At 38.0% G+C, this 19,341-nt stretch carries 16 protein-coding genes and 1 rRNA gene; 8 read left to right on the plus strand and 9 right to left on the minus strand.

The features are described from left to right. The 9 genes from ACVBAX_RS07505 to dnaA all read right to left on the minus strand — a co-directional run. Positions 1-395: ribosomal RNA gene (locus tag ACVBAX_RS07505) — 16S ribosomal RNA — on the minus strand; the annotation flags it as partial. Between the two features lie 305 nt (positions 396-700). Then, positions 701-1,798 (minus strand): HD-GYP domain-containing protein, encoded by a 1,098-nt coding sequence (locus ACVBAX_RS07510; protein ID WP_447116506.1) that lies wholly within the window; start codon positions 1,796-1,798, stop codon positions 701-703. Positions 1,799-1,887: 89 nt separating this feature from the next. Continuing rightward, positions 1,888-4,362, minus strand: coding sequence for a DNA gyrase subunit A (gyrA, locus tag ACVBAX_RS07515; RefSeq protein ID WP_447116727.1), 2,475 nt, complete (start codon positions 4,360-4,362; stop codon positions 1,888-1,890). A 139-nt stretch (positions 4,363-4,501) separates the two neighbouring features. Further along, entirely contained in the window at positions 4,502-6,424 is a 1,923-nt protein-coding gene (gyrB, locus tag ACVBAX_RS07520) for a DNA topoisomerase (ATP-hydrolyzing) subunit B (protein WP_447116728.1), read from the minus strand. A gap of 105 nt (positions 6,425-6,529) precedes the next feature. Continuing rightward, positions 6,530-6,775 (minus strand): extracellular matrix regulator RemB, encoded by a 246-nt coding sequence (gene remB, locus ACVBAX_RS07525; RefSeq protein ID WP_447116507.1) that lies wholly within the window; start codon positions 6,773-6,775, stop codon positions 6,530-6,532. Positions 6,776-6,784: 9 nt separating this feature from the next. Next, positions 6,785-7,903 (minus strand): DNA replication/repair protein RecF, encoded by a 1,119-nt coding sequence (gene recF, locus ACVBAX_RS07530; protein WP_447116508.1) that lies wholly within the window; start codon positions 7,901-7,903, stop codon positions 6,785-6,787. A 68-nt stretch (positions 7,904-7,971) separates the two neighbouring features. Continuing rightward, on the minus strand, positions 7,972-8,184 hold the full coding sequence (gene yaaA, locus ACVBAX_RS07535) for a S4 domain-containing protein YaaA (RefSeq protein WP_430776760.1): 213 nt from the start codon (positions 8,182-8,184) through the stop codon (positions 7,972-7,974). 128 nt (positions 8,185-8,312) lie between these two features. Then, positions 8,313-9,449, minus strand: a complete 1,137-nt coding sequence (dnaN, locus tag ACVBAX_RS07540; protein WP_430776761.1) for a DNA polymerase III subunit beta — start codon at positions 9,447-9,449, stop codon at positions 8,313-8,315. A gap of 182 nt (positions 9,450-9,631) precedes the next feature. Further along, on the minus strand, positions 9,632-10,978 hold the full coding sequence (gene dnaA / locus ACVBAX_RS07545) for a chromosomal replication initiator protein DnaA (RefSeq protein WP_430776762.1): 1,347 nt from the start codon (positions 10,976-10,978) through the stop codon (positions 9,632-9,634). Between the two features lie 642 nt (positions 10,979-11,620). On the opposite strand from dnaA, the gene rpmH reads away from it, so the two are divergent. The 8 genes from rpmH (at position 11,621) to noc (ending at position 19,293) form a co-directional block, all read left to right on the plus strand. Then, the gene (gene rpmH, locus ACVBAX_RS07550; protein WP_066059809.1) at positions 11,621-11,755 is read left to right on the plus strand and encodes a 50S ribosomal protein L34; all 135 of its coding nucleotides are present in this window, start codon (positions 11,621-11,623) and stop codon (positions 11,753-11,755) included. Positions 11,756-11,908: 153 nt separating this feature from the next. Then, positions 11,909-12,268, plus strand: a complete 360-nt coding sequence (rnpA, locus tag ACVBAX_RS07555) for a ribonuclease P protein component (protein WP_430776763.1) — start codon at positions 11,909-11,911, stop codon at positions 12,266-12,268. Positions 12,269-12,427: 159 nt separating this feature from the next. Next, positions 12,428-13,204 carry a YidC family membrane integrase SpoIIIJ gene (gene spoIIIJ / locus ACVBAX_RS07560; RefSeq protein WP_160547696.1) on the plus strand — a complete coding sequence of 259 codons (777 nt, stop codon included), beginning with the start codon at positions 12,428-12,430 and terminating at the stop codon, positions 13,202-13,204. Beyond that, the gene (gene jag / locus ACVBAX_RS07565; RefSeq protein ID WP_447116509.1) at positions 13,201-13,821 is read left to right on the plus strand and encodes an RNA-binding cell elongation regulator Jag/EloR; all 621 of its coding nucleotides are present in this window, start codon (positions 13,201-13,203) and stop codon (positions 13,819-13,821) included. The genes spoIIIJ and jag overlap by 4 nt, the downstream gene beginning before the upstream one ends. Positions 13,822-14,220: 399 nt before the next feature. Next, complete coding sequence (mnmE, locus tag ACVBAX_RS07570) at positions 14,221-15,606, plus strand: tRNA uridine-5-carboxymethylaminomethyl(34) synthesis GTPase MnmE (RefSeq protein WP_447116510.1); 1,386 nt, start codon at positions 14,221-14,223, stop codon at positions 15,604-15,606. Positions 15,607-15,634: 28 nt separating this feature from the next. After that, positions 15,635-17,527 carry a tRNA uridine-5-carboxymethylaminomethyl(34) synthesis enzyme MnmG gene (mnmG, locus tag ACVBAX_RS07575; protein WP_447116729.1) on the plus strand — a complete coding sequence of 631 codons (1,893 nt, stop codon included), beginning with the start codon at positions 15,635-15,637 and terminating at the stop codon, positions 17,525-17,527. A gap of 36 nt (positions 17,528-17,563) precedes the next feature. Further along, on the plus strand, positions 17,564-18,280 hold the full coding sequence (gene rsmG, locus ACVBAX_RS07580; protein ID WP_447116511.1) for a 16S rRNA (guanine(527)-N(7))-methyltransferase RsmG: 717 nt from the start codon (positions 17,564-17,566) through the stop codon (positions 18,278-18,280). Positions 18,281-18,420: 140 nt separating this feature from the next. Continuing rightward, the gene (gene noc / locus ACVBAX_RS07585; protein WP_447116512.1) at positions 18,421-19,293 is read left to right on the plus strand and encodes a nucleoid occlusion protein; all 873 of its coding nucleotides are present in this window, start codon (positions 18,421-18,423) and stop codon (positions 19,291-19,293) included. Positions 19,294-19,341: the final 48 nt, after the last annotated feature.

A 19,341-nucleotide genomic window follows, 5' to 3' on the forward strand; every position in this document is an offset into this window, starting at 1 on the left:
TCAGACTTTCGTCCATTGCGGAAGATTCCCTACTGCTGCCTCCCGTAGGAGTCTGGGCCGTGTCTCAGTCCCAGTGTGGCCGATCACCCTCTCAGGTCGGCTACGCATCGTCGCCTTGGTGAGCCGTTACCTCACCAACTAGCTAATGCGCCGCGGGCCCATCTATGAGTGATAGCCGAAACCATCTTTCAGCTTTTCTACATGAGTAGAAAAGAATTATCCGGTATTAGCCCCGGTTTCCCGGAGTTATCCCAGTCTCATAGGCAGGTTGCCCACGTGTTACTCACCCGTCCGCCGCTAATCTTTGGGAGCAAGCTCCCAAAGATCCGCTCGACTTGCATGTATTAGGCACGCCGCCAGCGTTCGTCCTGAGCCAGGATCAAACTCTCCAATAAAGAGTAAGATTAGCTCTTAAAGTTAAAACGTTGGCTAGTGTATTTTTCAACACTAATCATTTTTTTGTTGACGTATGATTTGTTTAGTTTTCAAAGAACAATCACTGTCGCAACGAGGCGACTTTAATAATATATCATGTTTACTAAATCATTTCAACTACTTTTTTAAAAAAGTTTTAATAACAATTTAAAGTACCTGTTGAACTGACTTTTAATAGTATAACAAGTCATTGTTTATTATTCAATATCTAATAAATGGAAACATTTAAGAGCCAAATAGATAACACCTACTTGGCTCTACCATCCTAAGGAATCTTTACTTCATCGATAAAAATCATCCGGTTTCTCTGCAAATGAATAATTTCAGCAGTAGATAATACTTTTACCAGCGGCCTTGTTGGAGCATTCTCATCAATATATAGAATTTCTGCTTCTTGTCCATTTGAAAGTTTTACTAAACTTCCAATAGAAATATTCATAATTCCAGCTTGAAGTGCACGGATGGAGGCAATATCAAACTGTCCAAATAAATCTTGTAGCATCATCTCTAATACTTTAAAAGGAGACTGCTTTTTTCTATATAAGCGTTGTGAAGTCATTGCATGGAAGGTGTCAGCGACCCCAATAATTTTTGCATATTGGTGGATTTTCTGTCCTTTTTCACCAAGTGGATACCCACTTCCATCCAAACGCTCATGATGTTGAAAGATGGCAATTTTACCAGCCTCTCTAATAAAAGGTGTACTTTGAATAAGTCTATAACTATACGTTGGATGGTTTTTTACCTCTTGATACTCCTCTTGTGTAAGAGGTGTTCTTTTATTTAATATTCCTTCAGAAAGCTTTGCCATACCACAATCGCTTAAAGTCCCAGCCAAAGCAATCTGAACAATTTCCCCTTTATTAAAACCTAGTTTCTTAGAAATAAAACTACTAATTAATCCAACCGCAACCGCATGCTGGTACAAATAGTCTTCCTCAGTTGAAAAGTGATGAAGTTGAAAAAGGTCTGCTTGATTGTGTTCTATTTTTTCGATTAACGGAAATATAATACTTCGCACCTTTGTAACATCTACTGGTAAACCCGCCTGCCAGCTTCGAAACTCCTTTTTAAAGCTTCTTGATGCTTGAAGAAAGAGTTCGGTGAATGTAAGTTCCCTTTGTGCTTCATTTTCCTCATTCCTCACTTCTTCATCATCCATAAGGATCTCATTAGGTATAAAAGGATGCCCGCTAGACAGAGTCTTTTCAACCTCTAATTCGGGTATTAAGAAGGCTTTTAATACTCCGAGTAATTCGGAAGTTAATACTGTTTTCCTTTGGACAATTGCCCGTCCTGAAGACCCCATAACATCTTCAGAAAGAATGCATCCTTCTTGAACTTCTTTTATAAGAACTCGCACTAAATTACACCCTCTAGTAATAATATTCTTAGTCTATTTTACCCAATTCATAAAAAAAGAGGAACATAATAATGTCCCTCTCTTACAAATTATTCTTCTTCCGCTGGTTCAACGTCTTTTACTTCTTCTTCACCAACGATTAATTCTTCTTTTTCTTCATCTTTTTCTTCATCTTTTTCTTCTTCTTTTTCAACCATCGCTACAGTGGCTACGAATTCTTCTTCTGACTCATTCAATCTGATCAATCTCACACCTTGAGTATTTCGTCCCATTGTTGAGATATCACTAACCGCCATACGGATTAAGACTCCGCCTGTAGTAATTAACATGACATCTTCTTCACCTGTTACAGCCTTCATCGAAACTAAGTTTCCGTTTTTATCTGTAATATTGCAGGTTTTAATCCCTTTACCGCCACGACCTTGTATTCTATATTCATCAGCAGGTGTACGTTTACCATACCCATTCTTTGTAACAATTAATATTTCAGTGTTTTCCTCAAGAACTTCCATTCCGACTACTTCATCTGAAGCGTCAATGTTAATTCCTTTAACTCCTGTAGCAGTACGCCCCATAGAACGAACATCTGTTTCAGGGAAACGAATGAGTAACCCTTTCTTCGTTCCAATAATAATTTCCTTACTGCCATCTGTAAGACGAACAGAGATTAACTCATCTTCCTCACGTAAGTTCAAGGCAATTAAACCATTGTTTCGGATATTTGCAAAGGAAGTGAGTGGTGATCGTTTCGATATTCCTTCTTTGGTAGTAAAGAATAGGAACCAGTCATCTACAAACTCTGAGACAGGAATAATGGCATTCACCCATTCTCCTTTATCCACTTCTAATAGATTGATGATTGGAATTCCTTTCGCTGTTCTTGAGAACTCAGGAATTTCATATCCTTTCGAGCGATACACTTTCCCTTTATTTGTAAAGAAAAGGATTGTGTCATGTGTGGACGTTGTAACAAGATGTTCAACGAAATCATCTTCATTCGTTCCCATTCCTTGTATTCCTCGACCACCACGTTTTTGCGCGCGGTAGGTTGAAACAGGAAGACGTTTGATATATCCATTATGAGTTAACGAAATAACGATATTTTCAACCGGAATTAAATCCTCATCTTCAATGTTTTCGACTCCACCCGTTACGATTTCAGTACGACGAATATCGTTGAAGCGTTCTTTAATTTCAGATAGTTCTTCTCTAATTATTTCAAGAACCTTCTCTTCATTTGCCAAAATTTCCTTCAGCTCTGCAATTAGCTTCACAAGGTTTTGATACTCTTCTTCGATTTTTTCACGTTCTAAACCCGTTAAACGCTGTAATCGCATATCTAATATTGCCTGTGCTTGCTTTTCAGAAAGCTCGAAGGTAGTCATTAACCCCTCACGAGCAATATCTGTTGTTTGTGAAGAACGAATTAAGCTAATAACCGCGTCTAGATGATCTAGTGCAATTCGTAAACCATCTAAAATATGCGCACGTGCTTCGGCTTTTCGTAATTCAAATTCTGTTCTTCTACGAATGACTACTTTTTGGTGATCTAAGTAGTAAACTAAACATTGTTTTAAGTTCAATACCTTAGGTTGTCCACCAACTAACGCTAACGTATTGATTCCAAAACTAGTTTGTAGAGCGGTTTGCTTGTAAAGATTATTTAATAATACATTGGCATTTGCATCCTTACGAACCTCAATAACAATACGCATACCATTTCTATCGGATTCATCACGAAGGTCTGTTATACCATCAATTTTTTTCTCACGGGCTAGCTCAGCAATTTTCTCGATAAGCTTTGCCTTGTTTACCTGGTATGGAATTTCATTAACAATGATAACTTCCTTGCCATTGGCCTTTTGTTCAATAACAACTTTTGCTCGTAATGTAATAGAACCTCTGCCTGTTTCGTAAGCCTTTCGAATCCCACTTCTCCCCAGTATTAATCCTCCTGTTGGAAAATCAGGACCTGGAATAATCTCCATGAGCTCTTGAGTGGTTATCTCTGGGTCTTTACTAACTGCCAACACACCGTCAATAACTTCACCAAGCTGATGTGGAGGAATATTTGTTGCCATTCCTACCGCAATCCCTGTTGTTCCATTGACTAGAAGATTCGGGAATCGAGCAGGTAGAACAACTGGCTCCTTTTCTTCTCCATCATAGTTATCTTGGTAATCAATCGTGTCTTTATTTATATCTCGCAACAGTTCCATAGAGATTTTTGACATTCTTGATTCTGTATAACGCATGGCTGCCGCTGAATCTCCATCAACCGATCCAAAGTTTCCATGGCCATCAACAAGCATGTACCGATAGTTAAAATCCTGAGCCATACGTACCATTGTCTCATACACTGCTGAGTCTCCGTGTGGATGATATTTACCAATTACATCTCCTACGATACGAGCAGACTTTTTATATGGCTTGTCAGAGTGCATCCCAAGGTCATGCATGGCATATAGAATACGACGGTGAACAGGCTTTAATCCATCTCTAACATCTGGCAAAGCACGGGAGACGATTACGCTCATCGCATAGTCTAGGAATGAAGTCTTCATTTCTTGGCTTATATTTATTTCTTTAATTTGTGAATTTGGTGTTTCAGCCAACGTGTGTACCTCCTTTAAAGCTAATGATGATCCTTTGTAAGCCTTCTATGAAAAGAAAAGGAGGATAGTGGTTACCCTCTACCCTTTTTTAAATATCTAAGTTTTTCACGTACTGTGCGTTTGCTTCGATAAAGTTACGACGTGGCTCCACTTTATCTCCCATTAACATTTCGAATGTTTCATCAGCTTCAATGGCATCTTGAAGACTAACCTGTAACATGGTTCTCGTCTCTGGGTTCATGGTTGTTTCCCAAAGCTGATCAGGATTCATCTCGCCTAATCCTTTGTAACGTTGAATATTAGGTTTCGGTTGACTCGGAAGCTCTGCGAAAATACGGTCTAATTCTTTATCGTTATAGGCATATTCAATACGTTTCCCTTGTTGAACTTTATATAACGGTGGCTGAGCGATATAAATATAGCCCGCCTCTAAGATTTGTCTCATATATCGATAGAAGAATGTTAGTATCAGTGTTCGAATATGCGCACCGTCAACATCAGCATCCGTCATAATTACAACTTTATGGTAGCGAGCTTTCGAAAGATCAAAGTCTTCGCCAATCCCTGTTCCAATAGCTGTAATCATGGCACGTACTTCATTATTTGAAAGGATTTTATCCAATCTAGCTTTTTCTACGTTAAGGATTTTCCCTCTAAGTGGAAGAATCGCTTGGAAATGACGGTCACGTCCTTGTTTTGCTGATCCACCCGCTGAATCTCCCTCAACGATATATATTTCACTTATTCCAGGATCTTTAGAAGAGCAGTCAGCAAGCTTACCAGGTAAGCTCGATACCTCAAGGGCACTCTTTCGACGTGTTAACTCTCGTGCTTTTTTGGCAGCTAAACGGGCTCTTGCCGCCATTAAGCCTTTTTCAACTATTTTCCTTGCAACTGTAGGGTTTTCAAGAAGAAACTTATCCAGTGCCTCGGCAAAAATCGTATCTGTTGCTGCTCTTACCTCAGAGTTACCAAGTTTCGTTTTTGTTTGGCCTTCAAACTGTGGATCTGGATGTTTGATTGATACGATAGCTGTTAAACCTTCTCGTACATCATCACCAGACAGATTCGAATCGTTTTCTTTTATCTGACCATATTTTCTCGCATAGTCGTTTATGATTCTTGTAAGAGCTGTTTTAAAACCAGATTCATGTGTCCCACCTTCATGGGTATGAATATTGTTCGCAAACGAGTAAATATTACTTGTATAACTATCATTGTATTGAATGGCGACCTCGATGGTAATTCCCTCTTTTTCGCCTTCGATAAAGATCGGCTCTTCATGTAGAACTTCCTTTGATCTATTCAAGTGTTCTACATAAGACTTTATACCGCCTTCATAGTAATATTGGTTGCCTTTATTTTCTTCACGCTTATCTTCAATCGTTATTTTTAAACCTTTGTTTAAAAAAGCAAGCTCACGGATACGATTGGCAAGGGTCTCATAATCATACTCAAGAGTCTCTGTGAAAATTTCGCTATCTGGAACAAAGTGAATCGTCGTACCGGTATGGTCTGTTTCTCCGATCACTTCTAGGTCAGCTACAGGCACTCCACGCTCAAATTTCTGGTAGTGAATTTTCCCTTCTCGATGAACATACACTTCTAATAACGTAGATAGCGCATTAACAACAGACGCACCCACTCCGTGAAGTCCTCCAGAAACTTTGTAACCTCCGCCACCAAACTTTCCGCCAGCATGAAGAACAGTCATAATAACTTCAACAGCCGGTCTTCCCATCTTTTCATGGATCCCGACCGGAATTCCCCGTCCATTATCAATAACGGTAATGCTATTATCTTTTTCAATTACAACATTTATCTCTGAACAGAAGCCAGCTAGAGCTTCGTCAATACTATTGTCAACGATTTCCCAAACTAAATGGTGGAGTCCTTTGACACTTGTGGAACCTATATACATCCCCGGTCTTTTTCTTACGGCTTCAAGACCTTCCAGAACCTGTATCTGATTTTCATCATATGATTGTTCTTGGACTTCTTTTTGTTCCATTGCCATAAACCGTTCACCTACTCTTTCTTTCACAATTAAGCAAAAATCATCTGATTTTCGCGTACCAAATATATATTTTCACTTAGCAAGAGAGCTAAGATTATTCTAATACTGAGCTGCTAGTTTATAAGAGCGTTTTTTTAATGTTCCAGATGATAACGGTGAATAATAGACTTTATCTTTTGTGACCACGATAGATTTATATCCACCTTTTGAAAGATCGACAACCACTAAACAATCATGCATTAAAAATTCATTCATCTGTGATGAAGAAACGACACTTTCTTTACTTATGATGGCAACGATATCTATTGCTCGAACCAATGTCTCTTCTCCAATATGAACATACATATGACCACCTCATAAGATTTGTTTAATCGTCCCACTATCAACGGTAAAGGTTGACGCTTCTTTTAGTGTTTGATGGTCAATTCCATCTACATTTGTTGTTGTCACAAATGTTTGTACTTTACCCTGAATGGTATTTAACAAGTGAGATTGGCGATAATCATCCAGCTCTGAAAGAACATCATCAAGAAGCAAAATAGGGTATTCCCCAATTTCCGCATGAATGAGTTCGATTTCTGCAAGCTTGACGGATAATGCAGTCGTTCGTTGCTGGCCTTGAGATCCAAAAGTTTGCACATCACGCCCATTTACAAAAAAGAGCATATCATCACGATGAGGTCCAAACAGTGTAGTGCCACGTTCGATCTCTCTTCTTTTTATTTTATCAAATTTATGAGTAAATACTTCTACCATTTTCGACAAATCTTGTTCTTCTGATACATCAACAGAAGGTTTATACTCAATCTTTAATGTTTCTAACCCTCTAGAAATTCCACTATGGATTGGAATAGCCCATTTTTGAAGCAAACGGAGGAATTCATAACGTTTGGCAACGATACGAACAGCCTTGTCAATAAATTGCTCCGTTAATATATCAAGCATCGTTTCGTCTGATTGCTTTTTAATCTGCATCATTTTTAAATAATGGTTTCTTTGCTGGAGAATTTTCTGATATTGCCCCATTTCATGAAGATAAATAGGGGATACTTGTCCAATCTCCATATCTATAAATCGCCTTCTAACCTGCGGACTTCCTTTCACGAGTGTAAGATCCTCAGGCGCAAACATAACCACATTCATATTCCCTACATACTGGCTTAATTTTTGCTGCTCAAGATGATTGCATTTTGCCTTTTTTCCTTTTTTAGAAATAATCAGCTGCATTGGGAGAGGACCGTGACTTTTTTTTACCCGTCCCTCTATTGTAGCATATTCTTCATCCCAGCGAATAAGTTCTTTATCATTAGAGGTTCGATGAGATTTAGCCATGGCTAAAACGTAGATGGATTCCATGACATTTGTTTTCCCTTGAGCATTTTCACCTAAGATGACATTAACCTTGTTTTCAAAAGTCATAGTCAAATCTTCGTAATTACGATAATTTTTTAACCCTAAATGCTCAATATACATATTCAAAACATCCTTTATCCCTATACAGTAAGCGAGACTTCAACACATATGTCGAAGCCTGCTTCCTTTTACATGACAATGTATGAACCGATGGTAGGAATTTCAACAACATCTCCAGCTCTAAGCTTTCGACCTCTCCTTTGATCTTGCTCATTATTGACAAATATTTCATATTCACTAAGGAACCACTTTGCCATTCCTCCGGTATCTATAACGCCTGCTAGCTTTAAAAATTGACCTAACGTAATATACTCTGTGTCAATTTTTACTTCTTCTCTCAAATAGCCTCACTCTTTTCACGTTATTTTTCATGACGAGCGTTTTTCGTGTCTACTCTTTATTTTACTAAATAATTGGCTTATATACAAAGGGTTAAACGAAAAGCCACCAGAGACCTGGCAGCTTATTCTTAATATGTTCTTACAGGGAGAATCAATTGCAGAATCGAATCGTCATTTAAAGGTTGGATAATAAACGGTCTCATTGCCCCTGTAAAACTAATTTTTATTTCTTGTCCTTCTAAAGCTTTTAATGCATCCATTACATATTTTGCACTAAAAGATATTTTTAACTCTTCACCAGTAATGGCTTGTGCTTGCAGCTCTTCAACTACTTTTCCGATTTCTGGTGTATTAGAGGACACCTCTATCACTTTTTCTTCAATCGTTGAAAATTTAACTACGTTATTTCTCCCTTCTCTTGCCAGCAAGGAAGCACGATCAATGGATTGTAAAAACTCTTTTGTATTAACAGTTACTTCTGTCTTACTCTCTGACGGAATCAATCGAGTTGTATCAGGATAGTTCCCTTCAAGCAATCTTGAGAAAAACAATAGATGCTTGGCTTTAAATAACACCTGGTTTTCTGTTATAACGATGTCAACTAGGTCATTTGTATCATCTAGGATTTTACTCAATTCATTTAAGCTTTTCCCTGGAATAACTACATTGTAATTCACATCGTTCTCAATATCGACCTTCGCTTTTCTTAAAGCTAATCTGTGACTATCTGTTGCAATACAGATTAACTCTCCGTTTTCGACCTTCCAGTTTACACCTGTCAACACTGGGCGTGTTTCTGAGGTGGACACTGCAAAAACCGTTTGACGAATCAGAACTTTTAAGAGGTCTGTACGGATCTTAAAAGCATTTTGCTCTTCTATTTGTGGTAAATGCGGATACTCTTCTGCATCAAGACCATTTAAATTAAATTCAGATTTACCTGAACGAATAACGGTTTGAAAATGATTTTGAACATCTATTTCAACTGTATCTGTAGGTAATTTTTTTACAATTTCACTGAAAAACTTTGCTTGTAGAACGATAGAACCTGTTTGTTTGATTTCGACAAGTTCATCACCAGCTTCTTCTTTAGGTATAAATGATTCTATAGAAATGTCTGAGTCACTACCAGTTAATGTAACACCATCTTCAGTTACAACGATTTTTATACCGGTTAAGATTGGGATAGTTGTTCTGCTAGTTACTGCTTTCATAACATCTTGAACGCTTTGAACTAAACGGTCCCTTTGAATAATAAAACGCATAAAAAAAGTCCTCCCGTTATGAATGGAATATCAGCTTATTTATATATATTTTTATTATTAAAAAATAGTAGAAGTAATAGTAGGGCCTGTGAGTATGTGGATAACTCCCTTAAGTGAAAGGAAATACAGCCTATCCACATGTGGACAGACTGTGAGTAAACAAGTGAAAGTTATACACAGTATTAAATTTTCAAAAGCTCATTAATCTCATTCAATTGTTTTTGGAACTGAGCATCTGATTGAATCAGCTTTGAAATTTTTTCATGAGCATGAATAACTGTCGTGTGATCTCGACCTCCGAACTCTTCACCAATTTTCGGAAGGGAAAAGTCGGTTAATTCTCTTGATAAATACATAGCAATTTGCCTAGGAAAAGCTACAGACTTTGTCCGTTTCTTTGCTTTAAAATCCTCGAGTTTTACATTAAAGTGCTCTCCAACGACTCGTTGAATTTCATGAATCGTTATGACTCGTGGTTTTGAACTAGGAATAATATCTTTCAAAGCTTCCGCAGCTAAATCAGCATTAATATCTTTATTTATTAGAGATGAGTAGGCAACCACTCGAATCAATGCACCTTCTAGCTCTCTAATATTGGAATCAATTTGATTTGCTATATATAGCATAACTTCGTTCGGAATATCCAATCCCTCAGCTTTTGCTTTTTTACGAAGAATGGCAATCCTTGTTTCTAAATCTGGTGGTGTGATGTCTGTGATTAATCCCCATTCAAAGCGTGAACGGAGTCGATCTTCAAGCGTCGGAATTTCCTTCGGCGGGCGATCACTGGATATAACGATTTGCTTACTTTCTTCATGTAGCGTATTAAACGTATGGAAAAATTCCTCTTGAGTTTGTTCTTTTCCAGCAAGAAATTGAATATCATCAATAAGAAGAACATCTACATTGCGATATTTATTTCTAAAATCAACTGCTTTATTGTCTCGAATAGAGTTAATGAACTCATTCGTAAATTTTTCAGAAGATAAATATACAACCTTTGCTGATGGATTATGATCCTGCACATAGTGCCCAATCGCATGCATAAGGTGAGTTTTTCCTAAACCTACGCCCCCGTAAATAAAAAGGGGATTATATGCTTTAGCTGGTGCTTCAGCGACTGCTAATGAAGCAGCATGTGCGAATCGGTTCCCAGAACCAATAACAAATGTATCAAAAGTATATTTCGGATTGAGCATATTTAACGGTAGCTCTTGATGGTCATCATCTTTAATATTGCGTTTTTGTGGGATAGGAATATCATCTTCCATTTCATTTTGATTTTGCGGAATGATGAATTTTACCCCTAATTCTTCTCCAGTTATATCGTAGAGAATTCCAGCGATTAATTGCGAATAACGTTCTTCTAGCCAGTCACGAGCAAATTCATTTGGAGCCGTTACGGTTAACGTATCACCTTGCAAAGAATGGGCTTTAGTAGATTTTAGCCACGTTTCAAAGCTGGGTTTGCTTATTTTTTTCTCTATATTGGCTAACGCGTTATTCCAAAGATCCGAAATATTTTCCACACTGATCCCTCCTTTTAGGAATATAAATGCCATCTTTGAAGCGGCTAAACAGTCTACTAATTTTTCTATGTTTCCCGTAAGGATTACAAAAAAACATAGGTTATACAAGCTGTACAACCTATAAATTTATAAATATACAAATCTGTTAATGTGGGTAAGTATATATATAAGAAGTAATGAGGGATTTCGACAATATCCACGACTTGTGGACAACGTTCTACATAGGCTCTGAATAACCTATCCACAAGATATCCACAATCTGTGGATAGTCTATTTATCCACATGTTTTTATCCAGAGTGAAAACACAATAATAATATCAAATAAATTAAGTAGACGCAATGGTTTTTTAAGTTTATCCACAACAAGTACAAGCTGTGAGTATTAATTGTCCACAGCAAAAGAATCTGTGAAAAAGCTGTCAATAAGCGTTGTGGATAATGGAGAAACGTGTCGAAAGTTATTAACAGGAGCTAAAAAAGCTGTTTGGAGGACACTACATCAAAACATTAAAATAAAGAAAATCGTATCTTTTATTCTGTTCGTCAAAAGGAGTCGAAGATAGGCTATTGACTTTTTTTATAGGTCGCCTCTATAATTAGAAGGACTGTCTTTAAAGTTATTCCTCAGGGAGGTGTCATATAATGAAAAGAACGTACCAACCAAATAAGCGTAAACACAGCAAAGTTCACGGTTTCCGTAGTCGTATGAGCTCTGCAAACGGACGTAAAGTATTAGCACGTCGTCGTCGTAAAGGAAGAAAAGTATTATCTGCTTAGGCCACTGAAACGTCAGTGGTCTTTTTTCTCATTCAAGTGGAAGAAGAGTTCGATTTATGTATAGATGTTCACACAGAAGAAAATAATGGGAAGGGCAGTGTGCGCCTCCAGAAGCTAGAGCACTTGCTTTAATCTAGATCGTAGGTGTAATAAATGAAAAAGGAATTTCGAATTAAAAAGAATAAAGAATTTCAAGAGATATATAAAAAGGGAAATTCTGTAGCAAATCGTCAATTTGTGGTTTATTTGCGAAAAGTTCCAGAACAAACTCATTTTCATGTGGGTTTGTCTGTTAGCAAGAAGATTGGAAATGCTGTAACTCGTAATCAAGTGAAAAGGTATATTAGACAATCCTTACTAGAGCTTCAAGAATATATGAAAAATGACTTGGATTTGATTATCATTGCGAGAAAACCAGCTTCTGACATGACGTTTCATGAAGTGAAGGGAAGTTTAACTCATGTTTTAAAACTTGCGAAGGTTTTAAATGGTAGAGTAGAAAGAAGGAAATAAAATCTTTGTGTTTGCATTTTTTTAAGGAAATGTACTTATAAAAAATGATACAATACACTTGGATTATTAATAGACGAACAAGTAGTGTGTTTCTTTTTTTATCTAAAGATTGAAGTGGACATACTTGGAGGATATAAGATATTAAGGAGGAAAAAACGGTTGAAAAAGAAACTTCTTCTTTTAATCGGCCTCATATTTCTGATGGCACTACTTACGGGCTGTACAGAGTATAATAAGCCGATTACAGCAGAAAGCGAAGGTTTTTGGAACGAGTATATTGTATACCCATTATCGTTATTAATTGTCAAAACAGCGGAGTTTGCTGGTGGAAACTTTGGTTTAGGTATTATTTTAGTTACACTTTTGATTCGTTTGGTGATTTTGCCATTAATGATCAAGCAAACAAAGAGCTCAAAGGCTATGCAAGCTATTCAGCCTGAGATGCAAAAGTTAAGAGAAAAATATAGCTCAAAAGATCAAAAAACGCAACAAAAGCTTCAACAGGAAACAATGGCGTTATTTCAGCAGCATGGAGTAAATCCGCTTGCTGGATGTTTTCCATTAATCATTCAAATGCCAATATTAATTGGTTTTTATCATGCTATTTCTCGTACAAGAGAGATTGCAGAGCATAACTTCTTATGGTTTGACCTTGGGTCTCCGGATCCGTTTTATATTTTACCGATTGTAGCGGGGATCACAACATTCATCCAACAGAAAATTATGATGGCGGGTGTAGAGAATAATCCTCAAATGCAAATGATGCTTTACATTATGCCAGTCATGATTGTCGTGTTTGCATTTACTTTCCCAGCTGCTTTATCACTATATTGGGTAGTCGGGAATATCTTTATGATTGTTCAAACTTATTTTATTAAAGGTCCAGATTTAAAAAAGGTTGCTGAAACTGGTAAATCAGGAGGAGCGAAAAAGTGAGAGAGGTAACTGCTACGGGTAATTCCGTTGAGGAAGCAGTAGCGTCAGCTTTAGCTCAACTAGAAACAACAAGAGATCGTGCAGAAATAGCGATAGTTGACGAAGGGAAAAAGGGGCTATTTGGTATTTTTGGTACCCGCCCGGCTATTGTTAAAGTAACTAAAAAGATTGATGCGATTGAAGAGGCAAAAAACTTTTTAACTGATGTAGCAAACAAAATGGGTTCGCCAGTTGATATTGAAGTGATAAAAGAAGGCAAACAAGTTCAATTTATTCTTTCTGGGGACAAGATTGCTCTCCTAATTGGAAAAAGAGGACAAACTTTAAACTCCCTTCAATATTTAACGCAGCTAGTCATTAATCGATATGCGGAGCAATATGTAAATGTATTGCTTGATGCAGAAGATTATCGAAAAAGAAGAAATGATACACTAATGCAATTAGCTGAAAGACTTGCTTTTAAAGCTGTTCGTACAGGCCAAAGAGTATCACTTGAACCAATGCCATCGTATGAAAGAAAAGTGATTCATACCGCTTTAGTGGATAATAAGCGAGTGAAAACATACTCTGACGGAGTCGAGCCAAATCGTTATATCGTTATTACACCGAATAAATAAGAGTTAGGGCGATCCCACTTAGTGGGGTCGTTTTTTTTTGTTTTTTTGTGGTGCTGCTGTGAGTGGGTACTAGGAAAGCTTCCTCCGCTTTTCTTTGTCCAGCTCCGCCTCCTTGACCCTCGAGGTCATAAGTCAATCCCTTCCGGAAAGCAGGCTTTCCTACTGGGCTTGTCTTATGCTTGTCGGGTCAGAACAGTCGGCTCCGCTTTTCTTGTTATTCACATGTGGATAAGTTATGATAGAGCATAATGCGCTTTTTTATTTGTGGATAAATCTTTTTTATTAGAAATGGCTGTGCTATTCTAATAATTTGGGAAAAGATGCTTTTAATGAGTAAAGTTTCGTGACATAGATGAAGATAAGGAATATACAGTCCCTTAGTGGGAAGAGGTGAAGGCAATGGAATTTGATACAATTGCGGCGATATCGACTCCGCTTGGTGAAGGAGCGATTGCGATTGTTCGTCTGAGTGGAGACGAAGCAATCCAAATTGCCGATAAGCTATTTAGAGGAAAAAGAAATAAACGTTTGATAGATGTACAAACACATACCATCCATTACGGTCACTTACTGGATCCAAAAACAGGTGAGGTTGCTGAAGAGGTAATGGTGTCTGTGATGAAAGGACCACATACATTTACAAAAGAAGATGTAGTAGAAATCAATTGCCATGGTGGGATTGTGTCAGTAAATCGTGTCCTGCAATTGGTATTACGATTTGGAGCAAGATTGGCAGAACCAGGTGAATTCACAAAACGTGCCTTTTTAAACGGAAGAATTGATTTATCACAAGCGGAAGCAGTGATGGATTTGATTCGTGCCAAAACGGATCGTGCCATGAACGTAGCACTTGGGCAAATGGAAGGACGATTATCCAAGCTTATTCAAAGATTGAGGCAGGAGATTCTTGAAACCCTGGCTCATGTTGAAGTGAATATTGACTATCCAGAGTATGATGATGTGGAAGAAATGACTCATAACATGCTTTTAGAAAAGGCAAACCTCGTTCGAGTAGAAATGAAAAAGTTACTTGAAACGTCTCAACAAGGAAAGATTTTACGTGAGGGCTTATCAACGGTGATTGTTGGAAGACCTAACGTTGGGAAATCCTCCTTACTAAATAGTTTAGTTCAGGAAAATAAAGCTATTGTTACGGATATTCCTGGAACGACTCGTGACGTCATCGAAGAATATGTTAATGTTCGAGGAGTGCCGCTTCGCTTATTAGATACAGCGGGTATTCGTGAGACAGAAGATATCGTAGAAAGAATTGGCGTGGAAAAATCACGACAAGTGCTAAAAGAAGCAGATCTTATTTTACTAGTTCTGAACTATTCGGATGATTTAACAAAGGAAGATGAAAACCTGTTTAAGGCTGTTGAAGGAATGGATGTTATCGTCATTATTAATAAAACAGATCTTCCTCAAAAGATTGATATGGAGAAAGTTAAAGAACTGACAGGGAAAGGTCCACTTGTAACGACCTCATTGCTTGAAGATCGAGGCGTCGATGATTTAGAAGAGGCGATTGCTGCTCTTTTCTTCTCTGGATCGATTGAGTCAGGTGATATCACGTATGTATCTAATAGTCGTCATATCGCTCTTCTACACCAGGCGTTACAAACCATAGAAGAAGCGATTTCAGGTGTGGTAAGTGGAGTTCCAATTGATATTGTGCAGATTGATTTTACAAGAACTTGGGAGCTATTAGGGGAGATTATTGGAGAGTCCATTCATGAAAGCTTAATTGACCAGTTATTCTCGCAGTTCTGTTTAGGTAAATAATTTTTTATAGATACAAGGAGGCAGCATGATGCAATATAGTGCTGGAAATTATGACGTGATCGTCATTGGAGCGGGACATGCCGGCTGTGAAGCAGGTTTGGCAGCTGCACGTCAAGGTGCAAAAACATTAATGATTACCATTAATTTAGATATGGTGGCTTTTATGCCATGTAATCCTTCTGTTGGTGGACCAGCAAAAGGAATTGTTGTGCGCGAAATTGATGCTCTTGGTGGAGAAATGGGGAAAAACATCGATAAAACGCATATTCAAATGAGAATGCTGAATACAGGTAAGGGACCAGCTGTACGTGCATTACGTGCACAAGCGGATAAATTTAGTTATCAGCATGAAATGAAAAAAACATTAGAAAACGAAAAAAATCTTACATTAGTTCAAGGAATGGTAGAGCGTCTAATTGTTGAGGACGGAGTTTGTAAAGGAGTCATTACAAAGACTGGTGCTACCTATGAAGCAAAAACGGTTGTTATTACTACTGGTACCTTCCTTCGTGGTGAAATCATTCTTGGTGAATTAAAGTACTCAAGTGGTCCCAATAATCAGCAGCCATCCATCAGGCTTTCCGAACACCTCGAAGAGCTAGGCTTTGATCTTGTTCGTTTCAAAACAGGAACTCCGCCACGTGTGAATAGTCATACCATTGATTATAGCAAGACGGAAATCCAACCTGGTGATGACGAACCTAGAGCATTTTCTTATGAAACAACCAAGTTTATTACAGACCAACTGCCTTGCTGGTTAACATATACGAGCGAACAGACTCACCAATTAATTGATAATAATTTGCACCGTTCTCCTATGTATTCAGGCATGATCAAAGGGACAGGTCCAAGATACTGTCCTTCCATAGAAGATAAGGTAGTTCGTTTCAACGATAAGCCAAGACACCAAATTTTCTTAGAGCCAGAGGGACGAAATACACAAGAGGTATACGTTCAAGGATTATCAACGAGCTTGCCTGAGGAAGTTCAGCATCAAATTTTAAAGACCATTCCAGGTCTTGAAAATGTTCAAATGATGAGACCAGGATACGCAATAGAATATGATGCGATCGTGCCGACACAGCTATGGCCAACACTTGAAACGAAAGTGATTCAGAACCTTTATACAGCAGGTCAAATTAATGGTACTTCTGGTTACGAGGAAGCCGCAGGGCAAGGTTTAATGGCGGGTATGAACGCGGGTCGAAAAGCATTAGGCGAAGAAGAAGTCATTCTTAGCCGTTCGGAAGCTTATATAGGGGTATTGATCGATGACCTTGTAACTAAAGGAACGAATGAGCCGTACCGATTACTTACTTCCCGTGCGGAATATCGATTGTTGTTACGTCACGATAATGCCGATTTACGTTTAACCGAAACTGGTCGTAAAGTGGGACTTATTTCTGAAGAACGCTATGAGCGCTTCTTAACGAAAAAAGCTGCCATCGAAGCAGAGAAGGAACGTTTAGAAGGAATCATCATTAAACCAAAGCCTGAAGTGCAAGAACTAATTAAAGCTCAGGGTGGAAGTGAGTTAAAGGATGGTATCCGTGCTTCAGACCTATTAAAACGACCAGAGATGACCTATCAGCATATTGAAGCAATTGTCCCATCTGAGAAGGACTTAGATTTTGATATTAAAGAACAAGTAGAGATCCAAGTGAAATACGAAGGGTATATTGAAAAGTCTTTACAGCAAGTGGAACGTTTGAAGAAAATGGAGAATAAAAAAATTCCTGATAATATCGACTATGATGCCATTTCTGGAATTGCGACAGAAGCCAAACAAAAAATGAAGCAGGTACGACCATTATCAATCGCTCAAGCATCAAGAATATCAGGAGTAAACCCTGCAGATATCTCCATCTTACTTGTTTATTTGGAACAAGGAAAAATAGCACGTGTTTCAAATGATGCATAAAGTAAAATTTTTCCGGTGTGAGGAAGAAGGTACCGCATGAATACAGAGTTATTTATTAAAATGTTACAGGAGAAGGGGATTGAACTTTCTCCTCAACAGGTTAAGCAATATGAACAATATTTTCACTTATTAGTTGAGTGGAATGAAAAGATGAATTTGACGGCTATTACTGAGAAAGAGGATGTCTATTTAAAACATTTTTATGACAGTGTATCAGCTGCGTTTTATTATGACTTCTCTAAACCGTTGAGCCTTTGCGATGTGGGAGCGGGAGCAGGATTTCCTAGCATTCCAATTAAAATAGCCTTTCCTCATCTACAGGTAACTATTGTAGATTCTTTAAACAAACGTATTACATTTTTAGAGAATCTAGCGAAGGAATTAAAACTTGATGGAGTAACCTTTATTCATGACCGAGCAGAGACATTTGGTCAAAACAAAGAATACAGAGAACAATATGATCTCGTTACAGCTCGAGCGGTAGCACGATTATCTGTATTAAGTGAGCTTTGCTTGCCGCTTGTGAGGGTAGGTGGAAGCTTTGTGGCCATGAAGGCTGCTCATGCAAAAGATGAGTTAGAAATTGGGAAAAAAGCAATTGTCACACTCGGAGGATCCTTAAAAGAAACTCATTCATTCTTACTTCCTGTCGAGGAAAGTGAGAGAAATATTATTATTGTAGAAAAGGTAAAAACAACACCAAAAAAATATCCTAGAAAACCTGGGACTCCGAATAAAGCACCAATCGAATAGAGTTACATTTTAGCTCATTTTATGGCATAATTTTAATAAGTATGTAGGATAAAATAATCAATCATTGCATGTTTGGGCAGGAACTTGATTTTTTTTATAGAATACATTAATAGGGAGTTTCGTAAAGGTGGTGCAGGGTGATGAAGCAGACTTTCACACGCTTTTTTGGCCTAGGCGAAAAAGAGGGACAAGCTGAAGAGACGGAAGAACAGGTTGAAGTATTAACCGAAGCAGATCATGAAGAGATAAAAAAAATACCAATCGATTCAATTGTACCGAATCGCTTCCAACCAAGGACGGTATTTGATGAGGACAAAATTGAAGAACTCTCACGGACGATTCACATACACGGAATCATCCAGCCAATTGTTGTAAGAGAATTTGAAGAAGGTACGTTTGAAATCATCGCTGGCGAGCGAAGATGGAGAGCGATGAAAAAGCTTGGCTGGGATGAAGTCCCTGCCATAGTGAAAAATATGAATGATACAGAAACGGCTTCTGTCGCATTAATAGAAAACCTTCAAAGAGAAGAACTTTCACCAATTGAAGAGGCTATAGCCTACGGGAAACTATTGGAATTACACAATTTAACTCAAGAAGCTCTTGCGCAAAGGTTAGGGAAGGGGCAATCGACCGTAGCGAATAAGCTTCGCCTATTAAAGCTGCCGCAAGAAGTACAAGAAGCATTATTAAATAAATCAATAACCGAAAGACATGCGCGATCTCTTATTCCTTTGAAAGATGCAGAGAAGCAAATAAAATTATTAGAAGAAGTTATCGAGAAAAACTTAAATGTGAAACAAACAGAAGATCGAGTGGCCAAGCTTTTAGCAGATACGTCTGAAAAGCCAAAACCGAAGCGGAAGGCTTTTAGCAAAGATGTAAGAATTGCTGTTAATACCATCCGTCAATCTCTGTCCATGGTTTCAGATAGTGGCATCAACTTAAACTCTGAAGAGGAAGAGTTCGATGATTTCTACCAAATAACAATTAAAATTCCTAAAAAGAAATAATAGATTAAGAGAAGCTTTTTGAGGCTTCTCTCTTTTTTTTGTTATTTT

This window comes from Robertmurraya sp. GLU-23 (assembly GCF_052983275.1).